Source organism: Pararhizobium sp. P1_E7 (genome assembly GCF_056405855.1).
In genome coordinates this window covers 240,869-260,376 of sequence record NZ_JBFUBH010000003.1, presented here as the reverse complement: position 1 = coordinate 260,376, position 19,508 = coordinate 240,869, and the positions used below count along the sequence as shown (strand labels likewise).

General features: G+C 60.6%; 16 protein-coding genes. 7 read left to right on the top strand and 9 right to left on the bottom strand.

Features of this window, described 5'->3' with window-relative positions:
* Positions 1-19: 19 nt before the first annotated feature.
* A complete protein-coding gene (locus tag AC1D17_RS05860; protein ID WP_477564473.1) occupies positions 20-436 on the bottom strand; it encodes an Lrp/AsnC family transcriptional regulator in 417 nt (138 codons plus the stop codon).
* Positions 437-594: 158 nt separating this feature from the next.
* Here AC1D17_RS05860 and AC1D17_RS05855 point away from each other — a divergent pair, with 158 nt between their 5' ends.
* Entirely contained in the window at positions 595-2,265 is a 1,671-nt protein-coding gene (locus AC1D17_RS05855) for a M20/M25/M40 family metallo-hydrolase (RefSeq protein ID WP_477564472.1), read from the top strand.
* On the opposite strand, the gene AC1D17_RS05850 is transcribed toward AC1D17_RS05855, so the two are convergent.
* Positions 2,262-3,491, bottom strand: a complete 1,230-nt coding sequence (locus AC1D17_RS05850) for an aminotransferase-like domain-containing protein (RefSeq protein WP_477564471.1) — start codon at positions 3,489-3,491, stop codon at positions 2,262-2,264. The two genes, AC1D17_RS05855 and AC1D17_RS05850, sit on opposite strands and share 4 nt — an antisense overlap.
* A gap of 681 nt (positions 3,492-4,172) precedes the next feature.
* Between AC1D17_RS05850 and AC1D17_RS05845 the strand changes: the two genes are divergently transcribed.
* Complete coding sequence (locus AC1D17_RS05845; protein WP_477564470.1) at positions 4,173-7,847, top strand: hypothetical protein; 3,675 nt, start codon at positions 4,173-4,175, stop codon at positions 7,845-7,847.
* Between the two features lie 362 nt (positions 7,848-8,209).
* Here AC1D17_RS05845 and ilvC read toward each other — a convergent pair whose 3' ends face one another.
* Together ilvC and AC1D17_RS05835 are read right to left on the bottom strand one after the other, a co-directional pair.
* Positions 8,210-9,229, bottom strand: a complete 1,020-nt coding sequence (gene ilvC, locus AC1D17_RS05840) for a ketol-acid reductoisomerase (protein WP_264223688.1) — start codon at positions 9,227-9,229, stop codon at positions 8,210-8,212.
* Positions 9,230-9,279: 50 nt separating this feature from the next.
* The gene (locus AC1D17_RS05835; protein ID WP_477564469.1) at positions 9,280-9,930 is read right to left on the bottom strand and encodes a TetR/AcrR family transcriptional regulator C-terminal domain-containing protein; all 651 of its coding nucleotides are present in this window, start codon (positions 9,928-9,930) and stop codon (positions 9,280-9,282) included.
* Between the two features lie 262 nt (positions 9,931-10,192).
* On the opposite strand from AC1D17_RS05835, the gene AC1D17_RS05830 reads away from it, so the two are divergent.
* Positions 10,193-10,645, top strand: a complete 453-nt coding sequence (locus tag AC1D17_RS05830; RefSeq protein ID WP_477564468.1) for a hypothetical protein — start codon at positions 10,193-10,195, stop codon at positions 10,643-10,645.
* A gap of 112 nt (positions 10,646-10,757) precedes the next feature.
* On the opposite strand, the gene AC1D17_RS05825 is transcribed toward AC1D17_RS05830, so the two are convergent.
* Positions 10,758-11,663, bottom strand: a complete 906-nt coding sequence (locus AC1D17_RS05825) for a LysR family transcriptional regulator (RefSeq protein ID WP_477564467.1) — start codon at positions 11,661-11,663, stop codon at positions 10,758-10,760.
* A 96-nt stretch (positions 11,664-11,759) separates the two neighbouring features.
* Between AC1D17_RS05825 and AC1D17_RS05820 the strand changes: the two genes are divergently transcribed.
* On the top strand, positions 11,760-12,818 hold the full coding sequence (locus AC1D17_RS05820; protein ID WP_477564466.1) for an SDR family oxidoreductase: 1,059 nt from the start codon (positions 11,760-11,762) through the stop codon (positions 12,816-12,818).
* 71 nt (positions 12,819-12,889) lie between these two features.
* Here the strand turns inward: AC1D17_RS05820 and AC1D17_RS05815 are convergent, their stop codons facing one another.
* Together AC1D17_RS05815 and AC1D17_RS05810 are read right to left on the bottom strand one after the other, a co-directional pair.
* Positions 12,890-14,185, bottom strand: a complete 1,296-nt coding sequence (locus AC1D17_RS05815; RefSeq protein ID WP_477564465.1) for an NAD(P)/FAD-dependent oxidoreductase — start codon at positions 14,183-14,185, stop codon at positions 12,890-12,892.
* 121 nt (positions 14,186-14,306) lie between these two features.
* On the bottom strand, positions 14,307-14,771 hold the full coding sequence (locus AC1D17_RS05810; protein ID WP_477564464.1) for an Lrp/AsnC family transcriptional regulator: 465 nt from the start codon (positions 14,769-14,771) through the stop codon (positions 14,307-14,309).
* Positions 14,772-14,945: 174 nt separating this feature from the next.
* Here AC1D17_RS05810 and AC1D17_RS05805 point away from each other — a divergent pair, with 174 nt between their 5' ends.
* Positions 14,946-15,665 (top strand): aspartate/glutamate racemase family protein, encoded by a 720-nt coding sequence (locus tag AC1D17_RS05805; RefSeq protein ID WP_477564463.1) that lies wholly within the window; start codon positions 14,946-14,948, stop codon positions 15,663-15,665.
* Positions 15,666-15,730: 65 nt separating this feature from the next.
* Positions 15,731-16,738 (top strand): bifunctional helix-turn-helix transcriptional regulator/GNAT family N-acetyltransferase, encoded by a 1,008-nt coding sequence (locus AC1D17_RS05800; RefSeq protein WP_477564462.1) that lies wholly within the window; start codon positions 15,731-15,733, stop codon positions 16,736-16,738.
* Here the strand turns inward: AC1D17_RS05800 and AC1D17_RS05795 are convergent.
* Complete coding sequence (locus AC1D17_RS05795) at positions 16,681-17,970, bottom strand: FAD-dependent oxidoreductase (RefSeq protein ID WP_477564461.1); 1,290 nt, start codon at positions 17,968-17,970, stop codon at positions 16,681-16,683. The genes AC1D17_RS05800 and AC1D17_RS05795 overlap by 58 nt on opposite strands.
* Before the next feature lie 84 nt (positions 17,971-18,054).
* Positions 18,055-18,459, bottom strand: coding sequence for a winged helix-turn-helix transcriptional regulator (locus AC1D17_RS05790; RefSeq protein ID WP_477564460.1), 405 nt, complete (start codon positions 18,457-18,459; stop codon positions 18,055-18,057).
* A 159-nt stretch (positions 18,460-18,618) separates the two neighbouring features.
* Here AC1D17_RS05790 and AC1D17_RS05785 point away from each other — a divergent pair, with 159 nt between their 5' ends.
* Positions 18,619-19,506, top strand: a complete 888-nt coding sequence (locus tag AC1D17_RS05785; protein WP_477564459.1) for an SDR family oxidoreductase — start codon at positions 18,619-18,621, stop codon at positions 19,504-19,506.
* Positions 19,507-19,508: the final 2 nt, after the last annotated feature.

The window sequence follows — 19,508 nt, the reverse complement described above, 5'->3', positions numbered from 1 at the left end:
GCCGGATGGAATGTGCCGCTCAGATCGTCGTCAGCAACAGGCTGGTTTCCGATTTGGAGACGCCTTCCAGCGCCCGCACATGGCGCAGGACGCGGTCGAACGCGGCAAGGTTTTCGGTTTCGATTTCGGCAACGAGGTCCCAGGCGCCATTGGTCGTGTGCAGCGCCCGGATTTCCGGAATGCCGCGCAACGTCTTGACCACCGAGACCGTTTTCTGACCGGTGATCTCGATCAGCATGACGGCCCGGACGGCATGCGGGTCTTCCGCCGTCGCGATGCGCACCGTAAATCCGGCGATAACGCCGTCGGCAGTCAGCCGGTCGATCCGGTTCTGCACCGTGCCGCGTGATATTTTCAGAAGCTCTGCCAGTTTCGAAATCGAGGCGCGGCCATCGGTCCTGAGAATTGCCAACAGGCGCCGGTCTGTGCTGTCCATGAGTGTACCCTTGCTATTATGGCAACATACCCTGCCATTTTGCTCAAAATATCAAGCAATTTTCCATAATATTGCCATTTCGCTTTATGGAGCTGGCCGCTAGAGTTCACCAGCCTCGTCATTAGGGGGCTACTCAAATCGCTAGAGGATCGCCGAAAATGCCGTCTGCCGACCGCACGTCTCTCCGCAATTCGCTGTCGCGCGCCGGCGAACTCTCCGTCGAAATGACGCGGTGGCCCAGTGTCACGGAAAGCGACGGCGAGGCTGCATTCTCCGGCCGGTTGATCGAACTGCTCGGCGGCACGCCCTATTTTCGCAAGCACCCGGAAAATCTGCTGGCTTTGGATAGCCACGGCGCACCCGCCCGCCAAAACGTTTTGGCGCTGGTGCGCGGAAAGGGCCGGCGATGCCTGGTTCTGGCGGGCCATTTCGATACCGTCTCGATCGCCAATTATGGTTCGCTGGTGTCGCTTGCCTGCGAACCGGAAGCCTTGACCAAGGCCCTGATCGACGAACTCACCGCCAAAACGCGCAATCCGGCGGAAGACAAGGCGTTGAGCGACCTCATGACCGGCGATTTCCTCGCGGGCCGCGGTCTGCTCGACATGAAGAGCGGCCTTGCCGCAGGGATCGCCGCTCTCGAGCGCTTTGCCGAACTGGACGAACCACCCGGCAATCTCCTGTTCGTCGCGACGCCCGATGAAGAGAACCGGTCGCGCGGCATGCGCGCGTTACGCGATGCCCTGCCCGCCATCGCCGAAAAGTTCGATCTCGACATGATCGGCGGCATCAATCTCGATGCCAGCGGCGATGATGGCGACGGCGAAGAAGGCCGCGCCGTCTATCTCGGCTCGGTCGGCAAGTTCTCTCCGTTCGCCTTCGTTGCCGGCCGCCCCACCCATGCCGGTTATGCCTTCGACGGCGTCAGCGCCCACCTGATCGGCGCCGAGATCATGCGCGCCATGGAGATGAACAGCGCGCTTTGCGATGAAGCCCATGGGGAGATTTCGCCGGCACCGGTCTGCCTGGAAGCCAAGGATGTGCGCCATGGATATGAGGTGACGACGCCCGCGCATGTCTGGCTGTCGTTCAACTGGCTGACGCACCGGCGCACCCCGGAAGATGTTCTCGCCGAGTTTCGCGCGATTGCGGCAAATGCCATGCAAACGGCGCTCGACGCACAGACACGGAATGCAAAGGCGTTCTTTGCGCGTCAGGGCTCAGGCCGCGCAGAAGCCCATCAGGGACAGGTTCTGTCCTACGCCGAGCTGCACAGCCTGGCCGTCGCTCATGGCGGACAAGCCGCGGCCGGCCGGCTGGAGGCGCTCGATCAATCCTTGTCCGGCGGTGAAGACCCGCTGTCGACCACCCGCCAGATCGTTGCGGCAACACTGGCCGAGGCGGGTCTGGAAGGGCCTCTGGTGGTCGTCGGTTTCTCGACCCTGCACTATCCGCGCGTCCATCTGGACAGCGCCGGCGATCGCGGCCGTGCTTTCGAGCGCAATATGATGTCGGCCGCAGAAACATGCGCGAAGCGGCACCGGACAAGCATCAAGGCGAAACAGTTCTTCGCCGGCATTTCCGACATGAGCTTCTTCGGGCATCGCCCGGCAGCGGGACAGACGCAGCTTTTGTCCGGCAACACCCCCTGCCAGGCCTTCATCGACAAAGCCCCGGACGGACTTTTGTCCTATCCGGTGGTCAATATCGGGCCGTGGGGGCGCGACTACCATCAGAAATGGGAACGCGTCCACATGCCCTATACCTTCGACGTGCTGCCTGATGTGATCTACGAGGCGGCTCTCGCCTGCCTCGCAGATGAAAGTTAGGCGGCAATCGCCGCTGCTTCTGCGCCGATCAGGCCGCCGAGACGGGAAATCCCCTCCTCGATCATCGCCTCGTCGGCGCAGGAGAAGCTGACACGCAGGGTGTTGGCACCCGAACCATCGGCGAAAAACGCCTTGCCGGGCACGAAGGCAACCTTTGCGGACACCAGCGACTTGGCCAGGAGATCCGCTCCATCCATGCCGGCAGGCAAGGTCAGCCAGACGAACATGCCGCCCTCCGGAACCGTCCAGCTGACGCCCTTCGGCATGTATTTCGCCAAGGCGGCCAGCATGGCGTCGCGCCGTTTGCTGTAGACGGCGCGGATCTTGTTGACCTGCGCATCAAAGCCGCGCTCGGCAACATGGCAGATGGCCATCTGGTTGATGGTCGACGAATGCAGGTCTGCCGCCTGCTTCATCAGCACCAGCTTGCGGATGATCGGCATGGCCGCAACCACGAAACCGACGCGAAGACCGGGCGCCAGCGTCTTGGAGAAGCTGCCGCAATAGATCGTGCGGGTTTCGTTGATCGAACCCTTGCGGGCAATCTCGAGCGCCAGCATCGGCGGCACGGCTTCGCCGTCATAACGCAGCGACTGATAGGCGGCATCCTCGATAACGGCGATATCGAGTTCCTCGGCAAGGTCGAGAACCTTTTCGCGCGCTGCAAGGTCCAGCGTTTCGCCGGTCGGGTTGGCGAACTCGGCCGACATGTAGGCGAACTTCACCCGGCCGCCCGCTTCTGCCGCGACATCGCGGTAGGTCTGCGGCGTGCGGTTGCCCGCCGGCGATAGCTGATCGTAGGCCGGCTCATAAGCGTTGAATGCCTGCAGCGCACCAAGATAGGTCGGCCATGTAACCAGAGCGGTATCGTTGGGCGACAGGAACAGTTTGCCGAGATAATCGAGCGCCTGCTGCGAGCCTGAGGTGATCAGGATATTTTCCGGTTCGCACGGAATGCCGATGTCCGCCATGCGGCCGGCCAGCCATTGGCGAAGCGGCAGATAGCCTTCGCTGACCGAATATTGCAGCGCTGCGCTGACCGTCGGGCCGCCGAAAATATCGGCATAGGCGGTCTTGAATTCCTCATCCGGAAACAGCGCCGGATCCGGAATGCCACCGGCAAAGGAGATGATGTCGGGCCGGTCCAAAAGTTTCAGCAGTTCACGGATTTCCGAAGCGCGCATCCGTGAAGAGCGCGTCGCGAAGATATTTTCCCAATCGAGCATGGAAGTTTCCTCAGATTATGCTTTTTCCGGAGCACATCACGCCGCGCTTATTAAGTCAATAATGCTGACCTATATATCTTCCTCCGAAATGGCTCTTCAGGCAGCCCCCCATGATCACCGCTCATAGAAACCTGTCAATGGAAGCCGCCAGCAGGATGACCAGAAAATATTGCAATCTGAGATCGATTAAACCTTCAGTATTCACGCAGGAAAATGGCGCCGCGACCCGCCAAGTCACCCGGCGACGGCATCACCTGCGGCTCATCAGATTTGGTCAACGACCGCGCCTTGTTAGCCTTATTTGGCCGGAAGGAATCCGGTGCCTTGAACCGCTGCGCCAGCTCATAGTCAAGTAGGCGTGATAACACAGAACATATTGATTTCACTAAAATATTCTCGTCTTCTCTGTGAGAGCCCGCCTCATGGCAGCGCCTTTCGAGACGACGAGCTCCTACCCATCGATCTGCGTTTGTCCTATCGCAGAACGTCACCAAAAATGGCCACGCCAATCAGCTGCCCGTAAATAGATTCGAAACGAATTTGGTAGTTAAGCTCGGCCCGATTTTAAGTTTTAGAAGAATTGCCTCCCGCAACCTTTCATGGCCCTCGGGCACGCTGCCCGCAGTCATGCAGCATATTGGAGCTCGGCAAAGCGAGCCTGATGCAAAGGAAAAAAGTTTCATGACGACGTATACGATTGCGGAATTCGCAGCGCTCGGTTCCTGGTCCGGAAACTACACGATCGCCGATACGCCCGAGAACATCGCAGCGCTGGGTGCCGATGAGTTTTCCGACTTCGTCTCCAAAGGGGTGAACGTGTTCGCGCCGAGTGGCGATATCACGATCACCAGCTGGCAGATCAATCCTGCAGTCGCGAACGTGACGTTCGAGGGAAGCGGGAGCCTCACCTTTATAGACACGACGAATTATACCTACAACCTCTCGGCACAAGGCTACACATTGCTTGGCAACGCCGGGGTCGACATCGTCGGCTCGGGGAGCGGAGCCATCACAGTTCTCGTATCATCACTGCAGGCCGTCGTTGAGGCGGGCATTCACTTTACCGACGGCATAGCGGGCGAGCTTCAGACCATCGACAGCGAGTTGAAGACTCTGTCGTACAGTGATTTCGAGAATTTTTACGCCACCGGCATTCATACGCTTCGTCTGGTGAATTTCGGGGACCCGGCAATCTCGGCTACCCCCGCGCTGTTTGCGGCACAAGCCGGCTACACGATCTCCACCGGCTCGTTTGTCCTGGTCAGGGATACCGCCGAGAATTTCGCCGCGTTTTCCGCCGACGATTTCATCGATCTGTTGAGCCTGGCGCCGAACATAACCCATATCCACGTAACCGAAGGCAACCTGATCCTTTCGGCCGAGACGATTTTCGCGGCGATTGCCGGCGGAGTGACCTTCGGCGGAGCGGGCACCGTGACGCTCACAGACACTCCCGAAAATATCGCCGCCTATTCCGAGACCGACTTCGCATCGCTCGTTCTGAATTCCATCGAGATGATCGCACCGACTGATGCGTTGTCGATGAACGCGGTTCTGGCCGCGACGATCGCTTCCACAAGCCTCAAATTTGGCGATGATCACCCGATCACCTTGGCCGACAGCATAGAGAACATCGCCGCGCTGACTGCGGATCAATTGAGCACCCTGCGCGCGGCGGGTGTCGATGTCATCGATCCCCTCCAACTTTCCGGGACGGACAGTCTCACGCTCACGGTCGCCCAGGCAACACTCATCGCGGAAAGCGGCATACCGCTTACGCAAGACGACACATACACCCTGTCGCTGACTGCAGACGAATTCGCCGCGCTTTCTCCGAGCACACTCGAACTGTTCTCCTCGGCGCAGATCGACATTATCGACTTCAACTCGTCGGACAATCCGGGAATGGTGACGTTCGCTCAGGCACAATACATGCTGAGCGGCGGGGGCACGCACTTTCTGGCGAGCAACACGGTCACGCTGATGGCGAGCAACGATGCGCTCGCCTATATGGCCTCCATCAATTTCGACAAGATCGGCACGGATGGTCTCTATATCGATGAGCTGTACGTCCTGGACAACGCGGTCACGTTCGAGAGCGCAGCTCCCCTCTTTGCCGCCTTCGACAAGGGGCTGCACTTCGTTGGCGGCGTGGTAACGCTACAGACCGAGACGCTGGACGCCTTGCCGGTATCGGATCTGCTCAAGCTCGGCGGGGTCGGCGTCAACCTGGTCTCGGCATCAAGCGGTCAGATGGCGCTTACCGTGCAACACGCACTGGCACTGGTCGAGGGTGGAGTGGCCTTTGCAGAAGCGACCCAGGTTCACATCGAGGATACGGCCGACAATATCAGCGGCCTTTCCGTCGAGAACATGATTGCGCTCGAAGCCGCGGGGCTTGACAAACTCGTGGTTGACGGCGGCGGGGTACTCACCTGGAGCATCCAGCAGGCCGTCACCGCAGCCGAACGCTCCTTTGCTGTCGAGCCGGCGGTTGTGATCGACGACTCTCCTGGCGCGATCGCCGCACTGACCGCAGAACTGATTGCGACGCTTGGTTCGCTTACCGACGCCGGCGTCACACTCCACGCCAAGGACGCCTTTGCCCTCTCCTATGTCCAACTCGACGCGTTGAGCACCGCCGGTATCACTCTGATGGAGGCAGACACCATTACGCTTGACATCACGACGGCGGAGGCCAGATTTCTGTCACCCGGCTACCTGGAAATGATTGACACGATCAGGGTCACGGATATCGGCGCGTTGATACCGAGGGCCTTCGGCACCGTGCCCGATCCGAATAGGCTCGTTGTCGATGCAACGGACAATGTCGTGTCGGTTTCGTCTGACCAGGCATCGTGGTTTACGTCGTTCACGATCAAATTCGCGGCCAACGACGTCGTGACGTTCGCGGACACCGGTGCGCAGTTGGCGGCAACTCTATCCGTAGCAAACATCGCGCGGTTCGACACGGCCGGTTTCGACAAGCTGGACGCGACCGACAACAAACTGTCCCTCTCCCTCGCACAGGCAAAGGCGCTGGCAACAGCCGCCATCACCATCGCTTCCGGCGATGCGGTGACGCTGACAGACACGGGCGCCAATTTGAAAACGCTGTCGTCTGCGCAGATTTCAGCGCTCAAGACAACGGGCGTCGATACAATCGATGCGACCGACAACGCCATTGCGCTATCGCTCGCGCAAGCCCGTGCACTTGTTGCTGCGGGCCGAAAGATTGCATCCGGCGATGTCGTCACCGTCACCGATACGGGCGCGAACCTGAAGGCATCGATCACGGCGGAAATCGCTGCCCTTGATGCACTCGGCATCGACAAGCTGGACGCGACCGACAACAAACTGTCTCTGTCGGCCGATCAGACCAAAGCCCTGGTTGCAGCGGGCATTGTCGCCGCAGCCGGCGATGCGGTGACGCTCACAGACACCGGGGCAAAAATCAAAGCCTTGACGGCTGCCCAGATATCTTCCCTGAAGGCAACGGGCGTCGACAGCATCGACGTGAGCGATAACATGCTTTCGCTGACTGTCGCCCAGGCGAAGGTCCTTGGGACAGCGGGTTTGAGCATCGCGTCCGGCGATGCCGCAACGGTCGTCGATACGGGCGCGAACCTGAAAACATTGTCGGTCGCGCAGATTGATTTGCTTGATAGCGCAGGCTTCGACCGGCTGGACGCGAGCGACAACAAGCTCGTTCTCACCGTCGATCAAGCCAAGGCACTGACGGCAGCAGGCATTGTCATCGATGCCGGCGATACGGTGACGCTCACAGATACCGGTGCAAAGATTCAGTCGCTGACGGCCGCCCAGATCTCGGCGCTCAAAACCACCGGAGTAGACACGATCGATGCAACGAACAACGCATTCGTATTCGATATGGCGCGGTATGCCTCACTCGGATCGCTCAAGGTCGCCGCCGGCGACACGGTGACCGTGAACGGCGGCTCCGGCGCGGATAGCATTGTGGCCCGTGGCGACACGATGGTGCTGAACGGGAAGATCGGTGCCGATACGCTAACGGGACACAAGAGCGGAGCGGACACTTTCGCATTCGACACCAAGCTGGGCTCGGGCAATATCGACCGCATCAAAAGCTTCGATGCGGCGAAAGACCTCATTGGCCTCGACGACGCGATCTTCAAGGCGCTTGGAAGCAGCATGACATCCACGGAGTTCCGTATCGGCACATCGGCGAAGGATAGCTCGGACCACATCATCTACGATGCGACGTCCGGTAAACTCTTTTACGATTTGGATGGGATAGGCGGGACGGCGCAGGTGCAGTTCGCACTTCTCGACAAGAACCTGAGCCTCGGCTCCAGCGATTTCTTCGTCCTGTAGTCCCCGGTTGCGTCGGACGCGACATGCGGTTTTGGCCACGTTGAAGAGCGAACGAGGAAGCTCTTTGACGTGGACAATTTTGCCGCCGATTTCACAAGTCTTCCGCCAGCAGTTCCGGATTCAAACTTCCCRGCCGTAGTAACTAAGTGCGATCAGCATGACGATAGCGCCAATGATCACGACGTCGAAGGTTGCGAAATGATAGAAGAACGTAGCCATGGGGTACCCTCCTAAGGTCAAGAATACCTTAGAAACCCCTAAGTTCCAAAGACTATAGAAAAAACAGAAATAGGCCGAGAAATACAATCCCGGCCTATACTTATAGTGCAATGCAACACTACGATGCCGCTATGCAGCAAATATTAGTTCTTGGCTTTGTCGACCAGCTTGTTCTTGCCGATCCACGGCATCATGCCGCGCAGCTTGGCGCCGACTTCTTCGATCTGGTGGTTATCGTTCATGCGGCGGATACCCTTGAAGCGGGCCGCACCCGAACGGTATTCCTGCATCCAGTCGGAGGTGAACTTGCCGGTCTGGATGTCGGTGAGAACGCGCTTCATTTCAGCCTTGGTTTCAGCCGTGATGATGCGCGGACCCGAGACGTATTCGCCCCACTCGGCCGTGTTGGAGATCGAGTAGTTCATGTTGGCGATGCCGCCTTCATAGATCAGGTCGACGATCAGCTTGACTTCGTGCAGGCACTCGAAATAGGCCATTTCCGGCGCATAGCCGCCTTCGACCAGCGTTTCGAAACCGGCGCGGATCAGCTCGACCAGACCGCCGCACAGAACGACCTGTTCGCCGAAGAGGTCGGTTTCGCACTCTTCCTTGAAGTTGGTTTCGATGATACCCGAACGGCCGCCGCCAACGCCGCAGGCGTAGGAGAGAGCGAGATCAAGCGCATTGCCGGAAGCGTTCTTCTCGACGGCAACGAGGCAGGGAACGCCGCCGCCCTTCTGGTATTCGCCGCGAACCGTGTGGCCGGGGCCCTTCGGTGCGATCATGACGACGTCGAGCGTTTCCTTCGGCTCGATGAGGCCGAAATGAACGTTGAGGCCGTGCGCGAAGGCGATGGCAGCGCCGTCACGGATGTTGCCGGCGATGTCTGCCTTGTAGATGTCGGCCTGGAGCTCGTCCGGGGTCGCCATCATCAACAGGTCGCCCCACTTGGCAGCTTCGGCAACGGTCATGACCTTGAAGCCATCGGCTTCGGCCTTCTTGATGGTGGCGGAACCGGCCTTGAGCGCGATGACGACATTGGTCGCGCCGCTGTCCTTCAGGTTCAGCGCGTGGGCGCGGCCCTGGCTACCGTAACCGACGATAACGACGTTCTTGGACTTGATGAGGTTGAGATCAGCATCACGATCGTAATAGACGCGCATTGTAATTTCCTTCCCTTTGCTTGTCTCTCTATAAACTCTTCCGGCCGCCCTCAGGACCTGGCCGAACTCTTTTCACTGCCGTAGAGGCGAAGAAAGGCGGACACCGCCTTTTGCGCCCTGCGGCCGAAATCCTTGACTATGCGGTCCCTGTCCTCGCCGAGCAGCATGCGCAGATGCAGATCGGAAACGATCAGGCCGTACAGCGTATCATAGGCGTCGTCGCGGTCGCCGAACACCAGAAGTCCGGCATCCCGCCCCGCTTCCAGAAGCGCGCCCGCGCGTTTGCCGATCTGCCGGCGGCCGCGCTCCTGCAGCATCGATCCGAGCTTGGAGCCGTCGCGGCTCGCCTGCCCGATCGCCAGCCGGTTGAGCGCCAGCGAAACATCGCCGCCCAAAACTTCCAGCAGATCGCGCGCAAACAGCACCAGGTGCTCCTGCAGCGCCGCCGCCGTCAGCGTTTCGGCGGTATCGTCGAACGTCCGCACCTTGCTTGCCTGAAAGCCGATCATCGCCGACAGCAGACCGTCGCGATCACCGAACCATTTGTACAGGCTTTCCTTCGAGCAGTTGGCGGCCCGCGCCACACCCGCCGTCGTCAGCGCCTTCTCCCCGCCATCGACAAGCAGACGCAGCGCGCTGTCCAGAACATCGTTCTGGCGTGGCGAATAGTCCGGCTGGTGCGGGTGGGCGGCAAGCTGCAAAAATCATCTCCATTCACAGTACCGTACGGTACGGTTCGCCGCTTATGCCGCAAAGCCGGGGACCGGTCAAGCCTGATTTGGAAGGATTTTGAACTGCCGTGTTCCCGCAAGATTGAGGAGCAGTCACATCGAATATTGCCGCGCCGCCAAACGTCATGGGGAGAACAGCACTCACCCCGAAATGGACGCTCCCGTCCCCGTTTCGTTTCCAAGGATGCTCCGCTAATGTGCGGCTAACATCATCGTCTACCCTGGAGTCTTCATGCTTCGAGTGAATAAAGCCGCCCTGTTTTTGGCCGCCACCCTTTCATTTCTGCCGGTTTCGGCGTCGGCTCAATCCGATGAGGAAGTCTACAACCGGATCGAATCTTTGCATGGCAATGCCGGAGACCTGAGCGAGCCGCTGCTCAGCCTGGTGGAAGCGATGGGCAATGACGATGCGGCAACGATCGCGGGGCTTGCCGAATATCCCTTGCGGGTTGCGGCCAATGGCGAAAGCTATGAGATCCAGAACGCGGATGATTTCGTCGAGAATTTCGACACGCTGGTGACCCAGGACACAAGGGATGCCGTTGCAGGCCAGACTTTCGACCAGCTCTTCGTCAACAGCGACGGCGTGATGCTGGCGGACGGTGCCGTCTGGATGAGCAATGTCTGCGACAATGGCGATTGCAGCTCATCCCACTGGGCGGTGATCAGCATCAACAACCAGTGACTGTCTTTCGGTCGAGACCGGCGGCAACGCGATTACAGCAATCCTGTCATTCCGGCATCTGACGCTCTTGGAATGCAAGAACGACGGCACGATGTCCGCTCCGCGACAGGATTCAGCTAACGCGGCAGCGCTCGGCGAGGAAATCCAGAAACACCCGTATCCGCGCGGGCATATGTCCGCCCTGACCGAGGAAGATCGCATGAACCTCCTCGCTGTCTGACTGCGTAAACTTTTCCAGCACCGGTACCAGCGCGCCACGGGCAAAATCCTGCCGCAGCTGAAAATCGGCAAGCCGCGCCAGCCCTGCGCCAGCCAGCGCAAGCTCCCGCAGGGCCTCCCCGTCGCTCGCCTGTATGCAGCCGGCCGGCTTGATGGTCACGTCGATGCCATCGTCGGAAAACGGCCAGCCGCCGCTGGCGCGGACATAATTGGGGCCGAGCAGATTGTGCCCTGCCAGATCGTCCGGATGCAGGGGTACGCCTTTGCGCTGGAGATAGGCGGGCGCCGCAGCAATATGCATTTTCACGGTACCCAGTTTTCGCGCCATCAATGCCGAACTCTTCAGTGGCCCTGCCCGCACGGCGACATCGGTGCGATCCTCCAGCAGATCGACGACATGATCGGTCAGCGACAGGTCGAGCGACACATCCGCAAACTGCGCCACGAAATCCGGCACGACCGGCAAAAGCACGTGCCGGCCGAAAGGAACATTGGTGCTGACACGAATGCGCCCGCTCGGGCTGTCGGCAGCGGCAGCCGCACGCTCCGCCTCATCGAGATTGGCCAGCACCCGAACGCCATGTTCGTAGTAACGGCAGCCCTCCGGCGTCAGCTGCAGCTTGCGTGTCGAGCGGTTGACCAGCCGCGCATTCAGCCGGCTTTCCAGCCGGGTCACCAGCTTGCTCACCGCCGAGGGCGTCATGGCGAAATCCCGTGCAGCTGCCGAGAAGCCACCAAGATCGACCACCCGCACGAACACTTCCATCTCGCCGGAGCGATTGATATCCAGCCGCGCCATTGTGCCCTCACCTCACAAATCCTGTGCCTTATCGTTGTCTAGTTCTCAAATCGAGGCGCGTCCATATCTCATGCATCGGCACATCAGGAGACCGTCATGGACAATCAGCGCAAAACCGCCCTCATCGTCGGCGCCCAGGGCGTCATCGGCGGCAATCTCGCCCGGCATCTGGAAACGCTTGAGGATTGGTCGATCATCGGCCTTTCCCGGCGCGGCGGCGCCTCGACCGGGAAGATCAGGCACATATCGGTCAATCTGCTCGACCCGGCAGATTGCTTCAACAAACTCGCCGATCTCACGGAAGTGACTCACATTTTCTACGCCGCCTATCAGGAGCGCCCGACCTGGGCCGAGCTGGTCGAGCCCAACCTCGCCATGCTGGTCAACGTCGTCACCGCCGTCGAGCGGGTGGCGCCAAACCTTGCTCATGTCAGCCTGATGCAGGGCTACAAGGTCTACGGCGCCCATCTCGGCCCCTTCAAGACGCCCGCCCACGAGGACGAAGACAATCACATGCCGCCGGAATTCAACATGGACCAGCAGGCGTTTCTGCAAAGCGAGCAGCGGGGCAAGTCCTGGACATGGTCGGCGCTGCGCCCCTCGGTCGTCGTCGGCGACGCCACCGGCAATCCGATGAATCTTGCGATGGTCATCGGTCTCTATGCCTCGATGTCGAAGGAACTCGGGCTCCCCTTGCGCTTCCCCGGCAAGCCCGGCGCCTATGATACGCTGATCGAAATGACCGATGCCGGGCTTTTGGCAAGGGCAACCGTCTGGGCGGCGACCAATCCGCAATGTGCCAACCAGGCCTTCAACATCACCAATGGCGACCTGTTCCGGTGGAACGAGATGTGGCCAAAGATCGCGCGCTTCTTCGAGATGGAGACAGCGGCGCCGCTGCCGATGTCGCTCAACGTGGTGATGGCGGACAAGGCAGCGCTCTGGCAAGAGATGAAGAAGAAATACGGGCTCGCCGATCACCCCTATGAAGCCGTCTCCTCCTGGGGTTTTGGAGATGCGGTGTTCAGCTGGAATTATGACTTCTTCGCCGATGGAACCAAGGCGCGCCGGCTGGGGTTCCATGATTATGTGCAGACCGGCGAAATGTTCCCGTCGGTGTTTCGCGAGATGCGCAGGCAGCGGATCATTCCGTAATCGATACCTTTAGCCATCCGGCGCGTGGGACATCCCGCGCCGGATCACCGGAGGCGCTGGAGGCGACGCGGTCATCTGCTTTTGCCGCCATCCGGTGGTGCCGTCTGCAGCGTTTCCTTCTGGGTGATCAGCCGCGCCGTATGCTGGCCGCTGAGATAGATCCACAGCCAGCTCCAGGCGACGACGAAGCGGCTGCGCGTGCCGATCAGGAAATAGATGTGGGCGATGCCCCATATCCACCAGGCCAGGGCGCCGGTCAGCTTGAAGCGGCCGAAATCGATGATCGCCGACCGCCGGCCGATGGTCGCAAGACTGCCCTGATGGCGGTAGCGGAAGGGTGGCAGCGCCGGTTTCTGCGCCAGCCCTACCTTGATGAGCTTTGCAACATAGGCGCCCTGCTGCTTGGCGGCAGGCGCGATACCGGGTACCGGCTTGCCGTCGCCCTCCATGACAGACGCGGTATCGCCGATGACGAAGACATCCGGCAAGCCCGGCGCGCTCAAATCCTTCTCGACGATGACGCGGCCTGCCCTGTCGGCCGGCACGCCCAGCCACTCTGCTGCGGGAGAGGCCTGAACACCGGCCGCCCAGACGATGGTCCGGCTGCCGACGAAGCGGTCGCCGATCATCACGCCCCCGGCGCTGCACTCCGTCACCCGCTCGCCGATGAGAACCTCTACGCCCAGTTTTTCGAGCGCGGTCTGGGCGTAGACCGAGAGTTCTTCGGCAAAACTCGCGAGCACGCGCGGCCCCGCCTCGACCAGGATCACCCGGGTCTGACGCGTATCGATATTGCGGAATTCCTGCGGCAGGGTGACATGCGCCAGTTCGGCGATAATCCCGGCAAGCTCGACGCCCGTCGGCCCTGCGCCGACGATGGTGAAGGTCAAAAGTGCTGCCCGCGCCTCGGCATCGGTCTCCATCTCGGCCTGCTCGAAGGCGAGCAACAGGCGCCGGCGAATGGTGGTAGCATCCTCCAGCGTCTTCAGCCCCGGCGCCACGGGCTCCCAGTCGTCACGGCCGAAATAGGCATGCGTCGCCCCGGTCGCCAGCACCAGCGTATCATAGCGGATGGTCTCGCCGCCCCTCAGGGCCAATGTCCTGGCCGCAGGATCGACGCTTTCCACCTCCGCCAGCAGCGTGGTGACCTCCGGCCGATCACGAAACAACAGGCGGATCGGCCAGGCGATTTCGGATGTCGCCAAAAGGGTCGTTGCGACCTGATAGAGCAGCGGCTGGAAGAGATGATGGTTGCGCCGGTCGATCAGGGTGATCTTGACGGGCACACCCTTGAGATCCTTGACCAGCTGCAGGCCACCGAACCCGCCACCGACGACAACGACATGGTGAAGATTCTCATGCGGCATGATTGTTCTCCTGTTTGACAGGTAGCCTCTACGCTTCAGCACCGATACACAACTGCGCTTTCGGCATGGCAACCGTGCACACAAGGGCGGTGCGTCCCGAAGCTATGCCGCACGTTTTCGCTTATCGTGCGTAGTCCACCGGCACGGCCATGCCACTCTTCAAAATCTCCATCGAGATCGAGGCCGAGACATCGAACAGCTCGACCTTGCGGACGATCTGCTTGTAGATGACGTCATAGTGCTCGACACGCGGCAGGACGACCTTGAGGATATAATCGTAATTGCCCGTCAGGCGGTGTGCCTCGACGATCTCGGGGATGCCGGCGATCACCTTGCGAAATGTGTCGATCCAGTCATCGGCATGGTGCGCCGTCTTGATCAGCGCAAAGACCGTGGTCGGCACGCCCATCCTGTCGCGGTCGAGAACCGCGATCCGCCGGGCGACATAGCCGGCCTCCTCCAGCCGCTGGATGCGGCGCGAACAGGCCGAGACCGACAGGCTGACCTTGTCGGCGAGATCGCCAACAGACAGGCTGGCATCCTCCTGCAGCAACGATAGAATCTTCCGGTCCCTTTCGTCCAGCACGCCCTATTCTCCCCATCCCATTGACGCACTCGATAGAAATTTGCGCCAAAAACTCAAATCGCGCAAAAAATACGCGCAAACAAATGCGATGTCACCCAACAAAGCGAACTCTTTCCGCCATACATCGGCGACAATTGCAGCATCAACAAACGCAAGCGGAACAGGAACGGCATCATGCGCAAGATCGGCCTCATCGGTGGAATGAGCTTTGAAAGCTCGGCAGTCTATTACCGGATGATCAACGAGGCCGTGCGCGCGCGTCTCGGGGCCTTGCATTCCGCCGAAGTCATGCTGCATTCCATCGACTTCCAGACCATCGTCGACATGCAGAAGGCCGGCCGCTGGGACGACGCGGCCAAGCGCCTGTCCGAGGTCGCGAAGGGGCTGGAGGCCGCTGGCGCCGGCTGCGTTCTGATCTGCACCAACACGATGCACCTGATCGCCGACGAGGTTCAGGCGTCGATTGCCGTGCCGCTGATCAACATCATCGACGAAACCGCGGCATCGATGAAGGCCGCCGGCATCAAGCGTCCGCTGCTGCTCGCCACGCGCTACACGATGGAACACGGCTTCTATACCGGCCGCATGGCAGCCGACGGCGTCGATGTCATGGTGCCGAATGCCGAAGATCGCACCCTCGTTCACGACATCATCTTCAACGAGCTCTGCGCCGGCGTCGTCCTCGACACCTCGCGGGCCGCGCTGATGGCCGTCATCGAACGGGCGAAAAACGATGGTGCCGATGCCATCATCCTTGGCTGCACCGAGATCTGCCTGATTCTCGATCCGGAAAACCTGCCCCTGCCCGGTTTCGATTCGACCGCGATCCATGCCGATGCAGCCGTCGAATTCGCGCTTGAAGGCGTTTCGCAGAGCGGCAAGCAGGCTGCCTGAGACTGCCTCAATAATACTTGACTCAGTCAAATAAATTGCGATCATGGCATTCAAAGGAGAGTGCCATGTCACACCAAGAATCGTCACACCGAGCGTTGTCACACTCAGCCTTTGCCGAAATCGGCAATGACGAGATCGAGGCGATCCGCGCCTTCAACCGGTTCTACACCAAGCGGATCGGCGTGCTCGACCGCGCCTTCATGGAAACGCCCTATACACTCACCGAAGCGCGGGTGATCTACGAGCTCGCCGCCCAGGGCACCACATCCGCATCCAGACTGACGGAAGAGCTCCTACTCGACCCGGCCTATCTCAGCCGCATGCTCAAATCGTTTGGCGATACCGGCCTCATCGAGACCACGAAAGACCCGGCGGACGGCCGTGGCCGGCTGCTGCAGCTGACGCCGCGCGGCCTGGGTGTGGCGGCCGATCTGGCAGAGCGCTCACGCCAGCGCATCGCAGCCCTGCTCGAGCCGATTGCGAAACAGCAGCGCCGGGATCTTGGCGCCGCCATGGCGTCCGTGCAGTTGCTGTTGTCGGGTGGCAAAAGCGCCCCGGCTTCCATCACCATCCGGCCGCACCGGATCGGCGACATGGGCATGGTGATCGCAAGCCAGGCAAGAGCCTATACCGAAACCTATGGCTGGAACGGCGAGTACGAAGCGCTGGTCGCTGAAATCTGCGCAGCCTTCATCCGCAACTTCGATTCCGCCCGCGAACGCTGCTGGATCGCGGAAAGCGACGGCACATTCCTCGGCAGCATTTTTCTCGTCAAGGGGGGCAGCGAAGAGACGGCGAAACTTCGTCTTCTCCACGTCGACAGTGCTGCGCGCGGTCAGGGCCTGGGCACGAGGCTGGTCAACGAATGCATCCGCTTTGCCAAAAGCGCCGGCTACCGGCGGCTGGAGTTGTGGACCAACGATATCCTCGTCTCCGCGCGCCGCATCTATGTCGCGGCCGGGTTTACGCTGGAGAAGGAAGAAGCCCACCATTCCTTCGGCAAGGATCTGACCGGTCAGATTTGGGCACTGGATTTGACGGCCTCAACCTGCGGCAATGCCCTGTCGGCCTGATATCCCTGTGAAAGCCAGTCATATTCCGTCAAACCGGCAGATACGAACGGATCGATCACTGTACCCGCAACGATCGCAGCCAGCAGCCCCGGCATCGGTGGGACCTTTGCGATGGTCGAAACCAGCCGGTCACGCACCCAGGCAATCGCGGTCGAATCCGACTGGTAGAACGGCGTAAAGGCGAGTGACAGCATCTGGAACAACCGCACATGATTGCGCCGGGCGCGTGCATAGGTGGCCAGAGCGGAGGCAATATCGGCACAAGTGGCCAGCGCATAGCTGAGCGCTGCCGCATCGAGCAGGGCCATGTTGGCACCCTGCCCCAGTTGCGGACTGGTCGAATGGGCGCTGTCGCCGATGAAGACCACATTGCCGCAATAGGGAGGCAGCGCGGTCCGGTGGGCGTAGCGCGCCAGTGTCAGCTGGTCCCAATCGTCGATCTGGTCGAGAAACGGCTGACATTCCGGCCAGTAGCCCTGAATGAGCGACTTCCACTGCCCAAGTCCAGCCGCCTTGACCGCCTCGGCATCGGCGATCTTCAAGCTCCAGAAAAATGCCACCTTGTTCGGATCGCCGGCGGCAGCGCGCCCGGCCGGCAACAATCCGATCATCACCTTGGCCTTGTCATAGCGCTGCGACAGCGCGGTTCGGTCATAGTCCGCGCCCGCGCCATCCAGCGTCGCCCAGAAGGCGCCATAGGTCAGGTCGCGAATAGCTGGCGCCGAGGTGGAACCGGCAGCCAGCATCGAGCGCGCGCCGCTCGCATCGATCACCAGATCGTAGTCACCGGCATCCTGCAACGCCTGATCCATCAACACAGCGCGGCCTGCCCGCTGTGCCGTCGAGACCAGATTGATCCCCGTGCGAATGGCGATGCCGTCGGCAAGCGCCGCATCATGCAACGTATTGAAAAGAGCCGCGCGCTGCACCGCCAGCCCGTAGCGCCCGCCCGGTGCCGCATCGTAACGCACGTCAAGGACCGTTCGGCCGCTGACGGCATCGGCACCATGCAGCCGGTCGATGCGATTACCAAGTGACTGGATGGTATCGAACAGGCCGAGAGCGGCAAGGACCGTCAGACCTGTCGGCTGCATCAACAGGCCCGAACCGACCGGTGCCGGCGTATCGAAGCGTTCGAGGATTTCAACCCGGTGACCGGAGCGCGACAGGAAAAGGGCCGTCGCCAGTCCCGCAGGCCCCGCGCCGACCACGCCAATATCGAGCTGTTTCATCAATGCCTATCCGGACGCTTCCTCGGCCGCATCTCTAACAGCGTGCGTGACGAACCGTCCAGCCCACAAGCGCGGATCGTATCCTCAGGCAGCTGCGTCATACGCGACACGGGCCGCACGGATCGCCTGATGATGCTGCATGGACCAGTCCACCAGCCCCCGGACCAGCACGAGGAAGGACTGGCCGAGCGGGGTCAGGCTGTATTCGACACTCGGCGGCTGGGTCGGAAAGACCTCCCGGCCGATATAGCCGTCCCGCTGCAGGTCGCGCAGCGTCTGGGTCAGCATGCGCTGGGAAATATCCGGGATCAGACGGCGCAGTGCCGAAAACCGCATTGGTCCCTCGGCCAGGGCCAGAATCATCAGCGTGTTCCATTTGCCGCCGATATTGTCGATGACGTCGCGGACCGGACACTGGTCCCGCGAAAACGTCATGCCCATCACGACGATCACCCGCTCGCCTTCGGTCTTTCCGGTCATCTTGTTCATGGGGCTCGGTATCCTTCACGTAACCACCGCATAAAAAACTGCCTCCTTTACATCCGCCAGCAGATAACGAAATTAGAGAAGGTCTCAATTAGGAACCATATCTCAAACAGGATGTTTCGGCAACAAACCGGGCGCCATTTGACAGACAAAGGAATGAACATGTCGCAAACCCTCCTCGTCACCGGTGCCACCGGCAAACTCGGCCGTCTCGTGCTCGACGAACTGCTGGCCTCCGGAAAGGTTGCGCCGACAGACATCATCGCCACCAGCCGCGATACGGACAAGCTCGCCGGCTATGCGGCAAAGGGCGTGCAGACCCGCGCTGCCGATTTCGACGATGCCGCGTCGCTGGATGCCGCCTTCAAGGGCGCCGACCGCATCCTGATCATCTCCACCGATGCGCTCGACCAACCGGGCAAGCGCCTGCGCCAGCATCTGGCCGCCGTTGCCGCAGCACAAAAGGCAGGCGCCAAGCATATCCTCTACACCTCGATGCCAAACCCGGAGACCTCGGTCATCCCCTTTGCGCCGGACCATCTCGGCACCGAAAATGCGATCAAGGCAACCGGGATCGCCTACACCATCCTGCGCAATGGCTGGTACATGGAAAACTTGTTCATGGCTCTGCCGCATGCGTTGAGCGAAGGCAAATGGTACAGCGCGTCCGGTTCGGGAAAGCTCGCCCATATCGCCCGCACCGATATCGCCAAGGCAACGGCGGGCGCTCTCGCGTCAGGCTCGAGCGAAAGTGCGACCTTTACCCTGACCGGCGAAAAGACACATACGGCAGATGAAGTCGCAGCGCTTGTCTCGAAGGTCACCGGAAAGCCGCTTGAGGTCATCCACGTCACCGACGAACAACTCGCAGGCGGCCTGAAGGCAGCCGGCCTTCCCGACTTCATCATCCCCGTCGTCGTCTCGTTCGACACCAACACGCGCAAAGGCCTTATCGACATGGTGACAGCCGATGCCGGCAGGCTTTCCGGCCAGAAGCTGACCAGTCTCGAAGATTTTTTGGCGGCCAGCAAGGCAGTGCTGCTCGGCTAAAT

Bases quoted from the DNA above. Each gene is read 5' to 3' on its own strand.
- AC1D17_RS05860 (WP_477564473.1), bottom strand. From the start codon at position 436: ATGGACAGCACAGACCGGCGCCTGTTGGCAATTCTCAGGACCGATGGC.
- AC1D17_RS05855 (WP_477564472.1), top strand. From the start codon at position 595: ATGCCGTCTGCCGACCGCACGTCTCTCCGCAATTCGCTGTCGCGCGCC.
- AC1D17_RS05850 (WP_477564471.1), bottom strand. From the start codon at position 3,491: ATGCTCGATTGGGAAAATATCTTCGCGACGCGCTCTTCACGGATGCGC.
- AC1D17_RS05845 (WP_477564470.1), top strand. From the start codon at position 4,173: ATGACGACGTATACGATTGCGGAATTCGCAGCGCTCGGTTCCTGGTCC.
- ilvC (WP_264223688.1), bottom strand. From the start codon at position 9,229: ATGCGCGTCTATTACGATCGTGATGCTGATCTCAACCTCATCAAGTCC.
- AC1D17_RS05830 (WP_477564468.1), top strand. From the start codon at position 10,193: ATGCTTCGAGTGAATAAAGCCGCCCTGTTTTTGGCCGCCACCCTTTCA.
- AC1D17_RS05825 (WP_477564467.1), bottom strand. From the start codon at position 11,663: ATGGCGCGGCTGGATATCAATCGCTCCGGCGAGATGGAAGTGTTCGTG.
- AC1D17_RS05820 (WP_477564466.1), top strand. From the start codon at position 11,760: ATGGACAATCAGCGCAAAACCGCCCTCATCGTCGGCGCCCAGGGCGTC.
- AC1D17_RS05815 (WP_477564465.1), bottom strand. From the start codon at position 14,185: ATGCCGCATGAGAATCTTCACCATGTCGTTGTCGTCGGTGGCGGGTTC.
- AC1D17_RS05805 (WP_477564463.1), top strand. From the start codon at position 14,946: ATGCGCAAGATCGGCCTCATCGGTGGAATGAGCTTTGAAAGCTCGGCA.
- AC1D17_RS05800 (WP_477564462.1), top strand. From the start codon at position 15,731: ATGTCACACCAAGAATCGTCACACCGAGCGTTGTCACACTCAGCCTTT.
- AC1D17_RS05795 (WP_477564461.1), bottom strand. From the start codon at position 17,970: ATGAAACAGCTCGATATTGGCGTGGTCGGCGCGGGGCCTGCGGGACTG.
- AC1D17_RS05790 (WP_477564460.1), bottom strand. From the start codon at position 18,459: ATGAACAAGATGACCGGAAAGACCGAAGGCGAGCGGGTGATCGTCGTG.
- AC1D17_RS05785 (WP_477564459.1), top strand. From the start codon at position 18,619: ATGTCGCAAACCCTCCTCGTCACCGGTGCCACCGGCAAACTCGGCCGT.